This window comes from Aquabacterium sp. (genome assembly GCF_049274795.1).
In the GTDB taxonomy this organism is placed as follows: Bacteria; Pseudomonadota; Gammaproteobacteria; order Burkholderiales; family Burkholderiaceae_C; genus Aquabacterium.
In genome coordinates, this window is the sequence record NZ_JBASTH010000084.1 from 37,240 (window position 1) to 49,900 (window position 12,661).

At 67.0% G+C, this 12,661-nt stretch carries 13 protein-coding genes; 6 read left to right on the top strand and 7 right to left on the bottom strand.

Translation table 11 applies throughout. The features are described from left to right. Positions 1-20: 20 nt before the first annotated feature. The 5 genes from glmU to WAQ08_RS13540 form a co-directional block, all read right to left on the bottom strand. A complete protein-coding gene (gene glmU, locus WAQ08_RS13520) occupies positions 21-1,427 on the bottom strand; it encodes a bifunctional UDP-N-acetylglucosamine diphosphorylase/glucosamine-1-phosphate N-acetyltransferase GlmU (RefSeq protein ID WP_422192104.1) in 1,407 nt (468 codons plus the stop codon). 38 nt (positions 1,428-1,465) lie between these two features. Beyond that, complete coding sequence (locus WAQ08_RS13525; protein WP_422192105.1) at positions 1,466-2,110, bottom strand: DUF4136 domain-containing protein; 645 nt, start codon at positions 2,108-2,110, stop codon at positions 1,466-1,468. Between the two features lie 108 nt (positions 2,111-2,218). Then, entirely contained in the window at positions 2,219-3,220 is a 1,002-nt protein-coding gene (gene ttcA / locus WAQ08_RS13530) for a tRNA 2-thiocytidine(32) synthetase TtcA (protein WP_422192106.1), read from the bottom strand. 403 nt (positions 3,221-3,623) lie between these two features. Further along, positions 3,624-3,995: a dihydroneopterin aldolase gene (locus tag WAQ08_RS13535; protein ID WP_422192107.1), complete on the bottom strand. Its 372-nt coding sequence runs from the start codon at positions 3,993-3,995 to the stop codon at positions 3,624-3,626. A 28-nt stretch (positions 3,996-4,023) separates the two neighbouring features. Beyond that, entirely contained in the window at positions 4,024-4,953 is a 930-nt protein-coding gene (locus WAQ08_RS13540) for an SDR family oxidoreductase (protein WP_422192108.1), read from the bottom strand. 39 nt (positions 4,954-4,992) lie between these two features. On the opposite strand from WAQ08_RS13540, the gene WAQ08_RS13545 reads away from it, so the two are divergent. The 5 genes from WAQ08_RS13545 (at position 4,993) to WAQ08_RS13565 (ending at position 9,890) form a co-directional block, all read left to right on the top strand. Then, a complete protein-coding gene (locus tag WAQ08_RS13545; RefSeq protein ID WP_422192163.1) occupies positions 4,993-6,186 on the top strand; it encodes a class I SAM-dependent methyltransferase in 1,194 nt (397 codons plus the stop codon). Between the two features lie 81 nt (positions 6,187-6,267). Next, positions 6,268-7,203, top strand: a complete 936-nt coding sequence (lpxC, locus tag WAQ08_RS13550; protein WP_422192109.1) for a UDP-3-O-acyl-N-acetylglucosamine deacetylase — start codon at positions 6,268-6,270, stop codon at positions 7,201-7,203. Positions 7,204-7,209: 6 nt separating this feature from the next. Beyond that, the gene (locus WAQ08_RS13555; RefSeq protein WP_422192110.1) at positions 7,210-7,395 is read left to right on the top strand and encodes a hypothetical protein; all 186 of its coding nucleotides are present in this window, start codon (positions 7,210-7,212) and stop codon (positions 7,393-7,395) included. Positions 7,396-7,456: 61 nt separating this feature from the next. Continuing rightward, positions 7,457-9,361 (top strand): propionate--CoA ligase, encoded by a 1,905-nt coding sequence (locus WAQ08_RS13560; RefSeq protein ID WP_422192111.1) that lies wholly within the window; start codon positions 7,457-7,459, stop codon positions 9,359-9,361. Positions 9,362-9,647: 286 nt separating this feature from the next. Then, positions 9,648-9,890 carry a hypothetical protein gene (locus tag WAQ08_RS13565; protein ID WP_422192112.1) on the top strand — a complete coding sequence of 81 codons (243 nt, stop codon included), beginning with the start codon at positions 9,648-9,650 and terminating at the stop codon, positions 9,888-9,890. Positions 9,891-9,921: 31 nt separating this feature from the next. Here WAQ08_RS13565 and WAQ08_RS13570 read toward each other — a convergent pair whose 3' ends face one another. Then, the gene (locus WAQ08_RS13570; protein ID WP_422192113.1) at positions 9,922-11,172 is read right to left on the bottom strand and encodes a polyhydroxyalkanoate depolymerase; all 1,251 of its coding nucleotides are present in this window, start codon (positions 11,170-11,172) and stop codon (positions 9,922-9,924) included. Between the two features lie 207 nt (positions 11,173-11,379). Between WAQ08_RS13570 and WAQ08_RS13575 the strand changes: the two genes are divergently transcribed. Beyond that, positions 11,380-12,150 (top strand): glutathione S-transferase family protein, encoded by a 771-nt coding sequence (locus WAQ08_RS13575; protein ID WP_422192115.1) that lies wholly within the window; start codon positions 11,380-11,382, stop codon positions 12,148-12,150. A 6-nt stretch (positions 12,151-12,156) separates the two neighbouring features. Here WAQ08_RS13575 and WAQ08_RS13580 read toward each other — a convergent pair whose 3' ends face one another. Further along, complete coding sequence (locus WAQ08_RS13580; RefSeq protein WP_422192116.1) at positions 12,157-12,585, bottom strand: cupin domain-containing protein; 429 nt, start codon at positions 12,583-12,585, stop codon at positions 12,157-12,159. Between the last annotated feature and the right edge of the window lie 76 nt (positions 12,586-12,661).

Consider the following 12,661-nt stretch of genomic DNA (forward strand, 5'->3'; position numbering starts at 1 on the left):
TCATCCCCCTACGTTGAGCATCACGTGGGTTGTTTGACCGGGCGTTTCCAGCCGGCCAGGCTAACTGGCTTGGTACGGGCGACGGTAAGCTGGCCTGCCGGCGCATCCTTCGATAGCGTGGAGCCGCCGCCGATGGTGGCACCTTCGCCCACCGTGATGGGCGCGATCAGCACGCAGTTGGAACCCACGTGCACGTCGTCACCGATCACGGTGCGGTGCTTGTTGGCACCATCGTAGTTGGCGGTGATGCTGCCGGCGCCGTAGTTCACGCGCTCGCCCACGGTGGCATCGCCCAGGTAGGCCAGGTGGTTGGCCTTGGCGCCACGGGCCAGGGTGGAGTTCTTGACCTCGACGAAGTTGCCGATGTGCACCTCGGGACCAAGTTGGGCACCGGGGCGCAGCCGGGCGAAAGGTCCGATCAGGGCGCACTCGCCCACAGTCGCGCCATCCTTGTCGCCATCGATGTGGGTGAAGGGGTGGATCACGGCGCCAGCCTTGATGCGGGCATTGCGGATCACACAGTTGGCGCCGATGCGGACCTCATCGCCCAGGCTCACATCGCCTTCGAAGATGCAGTTGACGTCGATGTCCACGTCGCGGCCGCAGGTGAGCGTGCCGCGCAGGTCGAAGCGGGCCGGATCGGCCAGGCGCACGCCCTGCTCCATCAGGCGCTCAGCCTGGGCACGTTGGTGGCGGCGCTCCAGGTCAGACAACTGCGCGGGGCTGTTAACGCCCAGCACCTCGGTCTCGTCACGCGGGTGGGCGGCCACCACGGGCACGCCGTCAAGCACGGCGCGGGCGACCACGTCGGTCAGGTAGTACTCGCCTTGCGCGTTGTCGTTGCGCAGGCCGGCCAGGGCCTGCTTGAGCCAGCGCGTGGGCGCGGCCATCATGCCGGTGTAGACCTCGCGGATGGCGCGCTGGGATTCGCTCGCGTCCTTGTGCTCGACGATGGCCTTGACGGTGGGCTGCGCATCCTCGGTGGCCTGGTCGCGCACGATGCGGCCGTAGCCGGTGGGGTCCTGCAGCACCACGGTGAGCAGGGCCAGGCGCTCGCCACCGCAGGCATCGACCAAAGCCTTGGCCGTGGCAGCCTCGATCAGGGGCACATCGCCATTGAGGATCAACGTGGTGCCTTCATCGGGCAACTGCGGCACGGCCTGCTGCACGGCGTGGCCGGTGCCCAGTTGCGGCTCCTGGCGGGCAAAGGCCAGCGGTGCCTGGACGAAGGCCTTGCGCATGGTCTGCTCCACCTCGTCCGCGCCGTGCCCGGTGATCACGATCAGCTTGTCTGCGCCCAGGGTCTGCGTGGTGCCGATCACGTGCGACAGCATGGGGCGCCCGGCCAGCTTGTGCAGCACCTTGGGCCGCGAGGACTTCATGCGGGTGCCTTTACCGGCGGCCATGATGACGATGGACAGGGTCATGGGATGCGATCGATGCGAACTTGAGAGGAAGACGGAAGTTACTTGACGGCAGCCGGGGCCGGTGCTGCGGGCGTTGCCGGCTTGGCCACCTCGGGGATGGGCACCGTCACCACGCGCGGACTGATGGCCTGGGCCGGGAAGTCCTTGAGCGCGGCGTCGAACATGGCCGGCATCAGGCTTTCCACCACGCCGCCGGCACGCCGGTGGGTGGCATGGGTTTCGTACAGCGTCTGGCTGGAGGCCTTGTCACGGATCAGCACGTCCACCTGCATCTGCGTGACAGGGGGCTCGAAGCTCATGCCGAAGCCGAGGCCGCCACGCCCGCCCCACAGGCCGCCGAAACCGCCGAAGAAGTGGCCATCCCAGCGGTCGAAGGGGTGGTAGCCCGAATACATGGTGCGGGCCTGGGCGGCCACCTGCACCAGCACATCGGCCTTCTGGGGGGAGTCGGCCTCGACGAAGCCCTTGCGTGTCAGCACGGGGCGGGCAGCGGCTTCGACGCGCGCCTGGAAATCAGGCTGGGTCTGCTGCGAGGGCAGGCGCTCGAAGGCGTAGCGCGGCAGCGGGCGTGTGGGCGGCCATTGGCCGAAGCTGGAGACATCGGCCGTGAGCGAGGTCATGGTGCCGCAACCGGCCAGGCTGAGGGTGACCGCAGCGGCCAGGCACAGGGATCCAAATTTCATCGCTGTCTCCTTTTGGGAATGATTGGATGGAGTCGATGTGAACAGGTCGATTCAATGAGCCGGCCTCGCCCGCCGAGGTTCTTGGCGCCGTGTTGGGTGCTTTCTGGCTCAGTCGTCCAACTGCTCGTCGTCCGTGCTGGGGCGCCGCTTGATCACCGAGACGGGGATGCTGGCCAGCGTGGACGACGAGGCGCCATCGGCCGGCGTGCCGCAGCCTTCGTCTTCATCGAAGGCGATGTCGCCGCCGGCTTCGGGGCGCCCGGAAGCTTTGATGGTCTGGAAGGGATAGAGGTTCCGGTCCATCAGGTGCGAGGGCACGATGCTCGACAGGGAGGTGAACAGGTTGTCGACGCGGCCGGGGAAGCGGCGATCCCAGTCGTTGATCATCTCGCGCATCTGCTGGCGTTGCAGGCCGTCCTGGCTGCCGCACAGGTTGCACGGGATGATGGGGAACTCGCGGTGCTCGGCGAAGGCGGCCAGGTCTTTCTCGGCGCAGTAGGCCATGGGGCGGATCACCACGTGCTCGCCGTTGTCGGTCACCAGTTTGGGCGGCATGCCCTTGAGCTTGGAGCCGAAGAACATGTTCATGAACAGGGTCTGCAGGATGTCGTCGCGGTGGTGGCCCAGGGCGATCTTGGTGCAGCCCAGCTCATTGGCCACGCGGTAGAGGATGCCCCGGCGCAGACGCGAGCACAGGCTGCAGGTGGTCTTGCCTTCGGGGATGACTTTCTTGACGACGCTGTAGGTGTCCTGCTCTTCGATGCGGAAGGGCACGCCGACCTTGGTGAGGTACTCGGGCAGCACGTGCTCGGGGAAGCCGGGCTGCTTCTGGTCCAGGTTGACGGCGACGATCTCGAACTTGATGGGCGCCCGCTTCTGCAAGTTCATCAGGATGTCGAGCATGCCGTAGCTGTCCTTGCCGCCGGACATGCAGACCATGACTTTGTCGCCGTCTTCGATCATGTTGAAGTCGGCGATGGCCTGGCCGACCTGGCGGTGCAGGCGCTTGCTGAGCTTGTTCATCTCGAAGGCGTGGCGTTTGGCCTGGGCGGCCAGCGCGGCTTCGTCTTCGGGGGTGGACAGGATCTGGGGGGAGACGGCGTCGTTCATCCCGTGATTTTCGCCGATCTGCCAGGAAAACGGGCGGCGAGGTGATTGCGCGGTGAAAACGGACCAGGAAGCAGGGGTACACGACTGCGCTCATGTCCTCCGTCCAGGCTACGCCTGGCCTCCCCCTTTACTTCGCTACGCCGTGCACCCCTGCTTCCTGTTCCTCGCACCGCGCGGTGTTGTGGCAAGAGGGGAATTGGCTGCGGCCAACGCCGCAGCCAATTCCCTGGCCTTCGCAAAGCGAAGGCACTGCCAGAGCGCGGCTAAGCCGCTTGCCTAGGGTGGCCGGCGGAGCGAAGTAAAGGGGGAGCCCAGGCAAAGCCTGGGCGGAGGACATGAGCGGCGCCGGCCACCCACACCAAGCGGCCCACTCAAGCGGCGGCAGCCCCAAAAAGAGCCCCAATCACCACTGCCCAGCCTCCATGCGAATAGCCACTTCGCAGTCCTCGAAGATCTCTAGCTTGGCGATCTTCACCCGAACCCCCTGCACCCCCGGCAGATCCATCAGCCGCTTGCTGACCTTCCCGATCAGCGTTTCCAGCAAGTTCACGTGCACCGCCGTGCACTCCTCGATGATGATCGCGCGCACCTTGCGGTAGTCCAGCACGTTCATGATCTCGTCGTCATGCGGCAGCAAGGGCTGGCTGCCCATGTTCAGTTCGGCATCGACCTGGATGGGCTGGGGGGCGTTGATTTCCTGGGCCAGCACGCCCAGGCTGGCATTGAAGCGCAGCCCGGTGAGGGTGAGGGTCTGATCGCCTTTGGTGAGGGACATGGTCGGGCTCCGGTGATGCCAACAGGCATCACATCATGGAAAAATCGCGGGGGAAACGATGCAGATGCTGGCCGCCATCGACCATCAAGGTGGTGCCCGTGATCGAGCGGTTGGCCAGCGCGAAAGCCACCGTCGTAGCCACATCCCCCGGCGTGGACGAGCGCCCCAGCGGCGAGGCCTTGTGCAACTGATCGAAGCGATCGCCCTGCAGCCAGTCGCTGGTCAGCGTCAGGCCGGGCGCCACGCCCACCACGCGCACGCGGGGCGCCAACGCCAGCGCCAACAGGCTGGTGGCCGATTCCAGCGCGGCCTTGGACAGCGTATAGCTCAGAAAATCCGGGTTGGGGTTCCACAGCTTCTGGTCAAGCAAATTGACCACCGCCGCGTCGACATCGTCGGGCAATGCCGCACCAGGGCCGGCCTGACCGGTGCCGGTGGGCGCCGCCAGCCCTTCGCGCGCGGCCACGTGGGCGGCCAGTGCCTGCGCCAGCACGATGGCCGGCGCGGTGTTGGCGCGCAGATGGTGCTCCAGCATCGCGTAAGTGAAGGTGGCCGCCGTGTCGTATTCGAAGGCTGAGGCGTTGTTGACCACGGCATCGAGCCGGCCCAGAGCCTGCACCACCTGCGGCACCACGGCATGGCAGGCGGCTTCATCGGCCAGATCCGCCTGGATCACGCAGGCATGGCGGCCCATGGCGCGGATATCGTCGGCGGTGGCCTCGGCCTCCTCGCGCGAGGCGCGGCAGTGCACGGCCACGTCCCAGCCCTGCACGGCCAGCATCAGCGCGATCTCGCGCCCAAGGCGGCGGCCGGCGCCCGTGACGAGGGCCGTGCGGGCATGCCCCGTGGCCGCCGGCAAGGCGGGCTGCAGCGGCTGGCCGCGCGCGGCGGTGTCGGTGTCATCCGGCTCGGCGATGTCGCCGGGGCCGAGGGATTTGGTGTTCTCGATGTCTGGCATGGCAGCGCACGGGTGATGGGTGCGTTCCTACAATACGGCATGGACCGCCCCGATGCTTCGAGCCACAGTGTAGTGGCCGCCCCTTTACCCCGTCATCCGCTGGCCCGCCTGATCGCCGACGAGATCCGTCAGCGCGGCGGCTGGATGCGCTTTGAGCGCTACATGGAACTGGCCCTCTACGCCCCGGGGCTGGGCTATTACAGCGGCGGCCACCGCGTGATCGGCCAAGACCCTGCGGACGGCAGCGATTTCGTCACCGCGCCGGAACTCACGCCGCTGTTCGGCCAGGCGCTGGCCCGGCAGATCGAGCAGGCGCTGGACGCCACCGGCACCGACCAGGTGTGGGAGTTCGGCGCCGGCACCGGAGCCCTGGCCGAGCAGTTGCTGGGCGAACTGGGTGATCGCATCCAGCGCTACACCATCGTCGACCTGTCAGGCACCCTGCGCGAGCGCCAGCACGCGCGCCTGGCAGCTTCGCACCCGGAGCAGGTGCGCAAGGTGGTGTGGGCCGACAACCTGCCCGATGACCTGCAGGGCGTGATCGTGGGCAACGAGGTGCTGGACGCCATGCCCGTGCACCTGATGACCTGGGATGGCGCCAGCTGGAAAGAGCGTGGCGTGACGCTGGCCTCAGCGTCCGACCAGCAGCCGGCCGATGCCGATCCCGTGTTCACCTGGGCCGACCGCCCCGCCCCGGACGGCGTGCGCCCGCCCACCGAACGCCCCGACAGCGAGTTCGTGCCCGACACCGTCACCGAGACCCACGGCCAGGCCGAGGCCTTCGTGGCCACCCTGGCCGAACGCATGAGCCGGGGCGCCGCCTTCTTCCTGGACTACGGCTTCCCCGAGCGCGAGTACTACCACCCCCAGCGCACCGGCGGCACCCTGATGTGCCACCAGGGCCACCGCAGCGATCCGGATCCGCTGGCAGCCGTGGGCGACAAGGACATCACCACCCACGTGAACTTCACCGGCATCGCCCTGGCCGGCCAGGAGGGCGGCTGGGAGGTGCTGGGCTACACCAGCCAGGGGCGCTTCCTGACCAACTGCGGCCTGCTGCGCCGCCTGCCCCCGGAAGTGCAGACCCAGCAGGAGGCCCGCGAGCGCGCCGCCGTGCAGATGCTGCTGGCCGAGCACGAGATGGGCGAGTTGTTCAAGGTGATCGGCTTCGTCAAGGGCGACTGGTTCGATGCCCTGGGCTTCGGTCAGGGCGACCGCACCCACATGCTGTGATGCCCCTCAATAGCCCAGCCCTATCACCCCACTAGGCACGCCCTGCTGCAGGTCGCGCCCGAACGGCGGATAATTGCACCCATGCTGCAACAACGCACCATCAAATCGCTGACCCGCGCCGTGGGCGTGGGCCTGCACAGCGGCCAGCGCGTCGAGCTGACCCTGCGCCCAGCCCCGCCGGACACGGGCATCGTGTTCCGTCGCGTGGACCTGCCCCAGCCGGTGGACATCCCCGTCAAGGCCGAGGCGGTGTGCGACACGCGGCTGGCCTCCACCCTGTCGCCCGGCGGCGATCCCGGTGCGCCCAAGGTGCACACCGTCGAGCACCTGATGTCGGCCTGCGCCGGCCTGGGCCTGGACAACCTCTACATCGACATCACGGCCGAGGAAGTGCCCATCCTCGATGGCTCCGCGGCCGCGTTTGTCTACCTGCTGCAAAGCGCCGGCATCGAGCTGCAGAAGGCGCCCAAGCGCTTCCTGCGCGTGCTCAAGCCCGTCGAGGTGCGCGAGGGCGAAGGCCCCAACCTCAAGTGGGCCCGGCTGGAGCCCTTCCACGGCTACAAGCTGGCCTTCGAGATCGATTTCCACCACCCCGCGGTCGACCAGACCGGCCAGCGCGTGGAGTTCGACTTCTCCACCGGCCAGTACAAGCGCGACATCTCGCGCGCCCGCACCTTCGGCTTCACCAAGGATGTGGAAATGATGCGTTCGCGCGGCCTGGGCCTGGGCGGCAGCATGGACAACGCCATCGTGGTCGATGACTACCGCGTGCTCAATGGCGACGGCCTGCGCTACGACGACGAGTTCGTCAAGCACAAGATCCTGGACGCCATCGGCGACCTCTACGTGGTGGGCCACCCGCTGCTGGCGGCCTACAGCGCCTATAAGTCGGGCCATGCGCTCAACAACAAGCTGCTGCGCGCCCTGATGGCCGATGCCTCCACCTGGGAGATCGCCACCTTCGAAGACAAGGCTCAGGCGCCCAAGGGCATGGCCGAGCTGGCCCCGGCCTGGTAAAGCATCATGGTGTTGTTCCGCTGGATGGTGCTGCTGATGGCCCTGGCCTTCGTGCTGTGCATGGCCGCCTTCACCGTGACCCGCCAGCCCGTGTGGCGCGCCCGGGCCATGAACGTGCTGCGCTGGGGCGTTGTGCTGGGCCTTGGATTTTTCGGACTGCTGATCCTGCGGCGCGCCGCTGTCTTCATCTGACACAGGCCGGAAGCGGGCAAGCACCCCTTGTTCGCGGGGGTGGCACTGGCTAGCATGGGGCATGGATTACGCCGCCCTGCATCAACGCTCACTCGACGAACGCGACGCCTACTGGCGCGAACAATCGGCCCGCATCGACTGGCGCCGCCGCCCTGAACAGATCTGCGACACCAGCGAGCCGCCCTTCGCGCGCTGGTTCGTCGGCGGCCAGACCAACCTGTGCCACAACGCGGTGGACCGCCACCTGCCCCACCGTGCCGACCAGCCCGCGCTGATCCACGTCTCCACCGAAACCGACACCGAGCAGGTGTTCACCTACGCGCAGTTGCACCGCGAGGTGCAGGCCATGGCCTCGATGCTGCAGAGCCTGGGGGTGCGCCAGGACGACCGCGTGCTGCTCTACATGCCCATGGTGCCGCAGGCCGTGATCGCCATGCTGGCCACGGTGCGCCTGGGCGCCATCCACTCCGTGGTGTTCGGCGGCTTCGCCAGCAGCTCGCTGGCCAGTCGCATCGACGACGCGAAACCCAAGGTCATCGTCACGGCCGATGCGGGCTCGCGCGGCGGCAAGGTCATCGCCTACAAGCCGCTGCTGGACGAGGCGCTGCGCCTGTCATCGCACCAGGTGGACCATGTGCTGCTGGTCGATCGCGGCCTGGCCCCGGCTGACCGCCTGCCTCCGCGCGATGTCGATTTCGCCAAGCTGCGCGAGCAGCACCTGGGCCGGCCCGACATCCCCTGCGCCTGGGTCGATGCCACGCACCCCAGCTACATCCTCTACACCAGCGGCACCACCGGCAAGCCCAAGGGCGTGCAGCGCGACACCGGCGGCTACGCCGTGGCCCTGGCCGCCTCGATGGAGCAGCTTTACCAGGGCCGCCCCGGCGAGACCTTCTTCTGCGCCAGCGACATCGGCTGGGTGGTGGGGCACAGCTACATCGTGTACGGCCCGCTCATCACCGGCATGGCCACCATCGTCTACGAAGGCCTGCCGATCCGGCCGGATGCGGCCATCTGGTGGTCGCTGGTCGAGAAGTACAAGGTCAGCGTGATGTTCTCCGCCCCCACGGCCATCCGCGTGCTCAAGAAGCAGGATCCGGGCTGCCTGACACGACACGATGTCTCCAGCCTGAAGCAGCTCTTCCTGGCCGGCGAGCCGCTGGACGAGCCCACCGCCCGCTGGATCACCGATGCGATCGGCAAGCCCGTGGTCGACAACTACTGGCAGACCGAGACTGGCTGGCCCATCCTGAGCGTGCCGCGCGGCGTGCAGCCGGATCTGGTCGCCAAGTTCGGCTCACCCGGTATGGCGATGCCCGGCTACGACGTGCGCCTGCTGAGCGAAGCCACCGGCGAGGAACTGACTGCCCCCAACCAGAAGGGCGTGGTCGCCATCCGCTACCCGCTGCCGCCCGGCTGCCTGCAGACCATCTGGGGCGACGACCAGCGCTTCATCAAGACCTACTGGCGCAGCTTCGGTCCGCAACCTCAGTACTACAACACCTTCGACTGGGGCATCCGCGACGAGGACGGCTACCACTTCATCCTGGGCCGCACGGATGACGTGATCAACGTGGCTGGCCACCGCCTGGGCACGCGTGAGATCGAAGAGGCCATCAGCAGCCATGCCGCCGTGGCCGAGGTGGCCGTGGTGGGTGTGCACGATGAGGTCAAGGGCCAGGTGCCGATGGCGTTCGCAGTGCTCAAGAACGCCGATGCCGCGGCCACGGCAGACGCCGCCAAGGCACTGGAGGCCGATGTGCTGCGCACCGTCGATCAGCACCTGGGCGCCGTGGGCCGGCCCGCGCGTGTGGTGTTCGTGGGCGCCCTGCCCAAGACGCGCTCGGGCAAGCTGCTGCGCCGCGCCATCCAGGCGGTGTGCGAAGGCCGTGATGCGGGCGATCTGACCACCATCGAAGATCCGGCGGCGCTGACGAGCCTGCAGCAACAGTTGAAGCAGGCATGAGCCCCCGCACCTTGATGGTTTAAACCAACTGATGCACGCGGAACAGTTAACAAAACATTAGACCCCCGGACGTTTTCAATAAACATCTCCAGGGAGAGATCATGCAGTTTGCTCGTGCAGTGCGCGGCATTGCGTCAGCGTGCCTTGCTTCGATGCTCGCCGCCTGTGGTGGCGGTGGTGATATTGACGGCGCGGCCAAGAGTTACAAGCAAACAAGTGGGCGTCCGCAACCGAGTCGACCGACATCGGCCTGGGCGAATACATCGAATTCGAGTTCGGCGATTTCGTGGCGGGCGTCATCGTCAGCACGGTCGATCCGACGCTGTACATGGTGTTCCTGGATGACGCAGCAGGTGACTTTGTCTGCATCAGCGACGCAACGGTCGCCAGCGCAGTCGGGGTCAAGCAATGCACTGGCGCAACACTGAACTACACCGCCAAAACCCTGGCGCTGAGCAACACCACGCTGTCCGACTATGACACCCCGTCGATAGAAACGCGTGTGAGCGGATCCTTCAACTGGAAATGATCCGCAAGGGCCGGGCAGACATCGGCCGGCCTCAAGCCGCCACTTGGTGGATCACCTCCCGCACACGCGGGTAGATCTCGTTCTGCCAGCGGCGGCCGCTGAAAACGCCGTAGTGCCCCACGCCGGTCTGCACATGGTGGTTGCGCAGGTAGGGGCGCACGCTGGCGCACAGGTCCTGCGCCGCCACCGTCTGCCCCACTGAGCAGATGTCGTCACGCTCGCCTTCGACCGTGAACAGCGCGGTCTTGCGGATGGCGCGCGGCTCCACGATCTGGTCCTGCCAGCTCAAGGCGCCACGCGGCAGGTCGTAGGTCTGGAAGACCTTGCCCACCGTTTCCAGGTAGAACTCGGCCGGCAGGTCGGCCACCGCGAAATACTCTTCATAGAAGGCCTTGGCGTGCGCGGCCTTGTCGCCCTCGCCATTGGCAATGTGATCGCGCATGGCCTGGAAGGCCGCCAGGTGGCGGTCGATGTTCATGCTCATGAAGGCCGTGAGCTGCACGAAACCCGGGTACACCTTGCGGCCGGCGCCGCGCTGCGTCCACGGCACGGTGTGGATCATGTTGCTCTCGAACCAGCTCATGGGCTTGCTCACGGCCAGCTCGTTCACCGAGGTCGGGTTCACACGGCAATCGATCGGGCCGGCCATCAGTGTCAGGCTGCGCGGCTGGGCGGGGTGGTTGTCCTGCGCCATCAGGGCCGTGGCGGCCAGCGAGGCCACGCAGGGCTGACAGATGGCCATCAGGTGGGCGCCCGGGCCCATCTTGTCCAGGAAACGGATCAGGTGGTGGGTGTAGTCGTCCAGCCCGAACACGCCGTGCTTGAGCGGCACGTCGCGCGCGTTGTGCCAGTCGGTGATGAAGACATCGTGGTCCTGCAGCAGCGTGCGCACGGTGTCGCGCAGCAGCGTGGCGAAGTGGCCCGACATGGGCGCCACCAGCAGCACGGGGGGCTGCTCCAGATCGCGGTCCTTGCGGAAATGCAGCAGCGTGCCGAAGGGTGTGACCATCACCGGCTCTTCGGTGATGCCGCAGGTCAGGCCGTTGCTCTGCACCGATTCGATGCCGAAAGAGGGGCGCGCATGCGTGACGCGCCAGCGCCAGAACACCTCGCTGGCCGCGTGCAGGCTGCGCGTGAGCATGCCGCCGGCGGCCAGATCGCGCCAGGTGGCCGTAGGCTCGCCCGGCGGCAGCACGTGGGTGGCCCAGTCGGTGATGTTCTGCGCCATCGCATGGAAAGGGGCCATCAGGCGCTGATGGCTGTCAAAGGCGGCATAGAGCATCGTGTCCCCAGAAGCGGTGTTGAACCAGGAACCTGCAAGTTGCGAGCCATGGCATCCATATGCCGCCCTGCGGAACTTCTTGCGCACGCTTGGCACGGCCCCTGCTAGCGCCCTCCTGGCGGGATCGGAGGAGCGACGTTCGTCGCACGGCGACGGGCGTGCTTGGCTGTCCTGCGGCTTTTTGAACCCCCACGAACCAGGCAGCCCATGGCCACCACCACCCTCGCCCCGCGCAAGACTTCCTCCACCAAGACTGCTGCCGCCAAGAAGGCGCCCAAGGCCACCGCGGCCCCGGCTGCCGGCAAAGCCGCCAAGGCTGATGTCACCTCGGCGGTGCTGACGATCACCAGCAAGAACTACTCATCGTGGTCGCTGCGCGGCTGGCTGCTGGCGCGCTTCTCCGGGTTGCCGTTCACCGAACACGTGCTGCCGCCGGACGATCCCTCCACCCGCGCCGAGATCCTGCTGCTGTCGTCCTCGATCCGCGTGCCCAGTCTGGAGCATGACGGCGTGCTGGTCTGGGACACGCTCGCCATCGCCGAATACCTCAACGAGGTCATGCCCAATGCCGGCCTGCTGCCCAAGGACGCCCGGGCCCGCGCCCATTGCCGCGCCATCAGCGGCGAGATGCACTCGGGCTTCACCGCGCTGCGCTCGGCCCTGCCGATGAACCTGCGCGCCCACTTCCCGAAATTCAAGGTGTGGTCGCGCGCGCAGGCGGATGTCCAGCGCATCACCACCATCTGGCGTGAATGCCTGGAAACCTACGGCGGCCCCTACCTGTTCGGCGAGCACCGCACCATCGCCGATGCGATGTACGCGCCCGTGTGCACGCGCTTCGCCACCTACGACGTCAAGGTCGATCCAGCCTGCCAGGCCTATTGCGATCTGATGATCGGCCAGCCCGAGATGCAGGAGTGGATCACGGCGGCCAAGCAGGAGCCCATCGACATCGACGAGCTCGACGTCGAGTTCTGAGCCCCTTCACTTCCAGGGCGTCGGATCAGGCACCGCGCACACCGGCTCGACATCCACCGTGCCGAAATCGGCCGGCCCGACGATCTCCAGGTACTCCATGTCCGGCGAGTAATCGAACAGGTAGTGCCGCACGCCCGGGCGCTGGTGCACGCAGTCGCCGGCATTGACCAGCGTTTCCTGATCCTCGTACATGAAGCGGGCCCAGCCCTTGGTCATGATGACGATCTGGAAATCGGCCACGTGGCGGTGCCAGCCGGTGCCCGTTTCGGGCGGCAGATCCGGGTTGGCCTTGACCAGGTGGGCGACCACCTTGCCGTTGGTGGCGTCACGCACGCCCAGGTCGCGGTACAGGAAGAAATCCCGCAAACCGCCGCCCGAAAACTGCGTGTCCTGCTCGCGAATGTGGGAGAACTTGGTCGAGGTGGTGTCCAGCATGGTGCGTCCTTTCCAAAGCATCGTGGCCACGCTGTGCGCTGAACGCATCAACCATGCCGCCCCAGCGCGGGTCAGG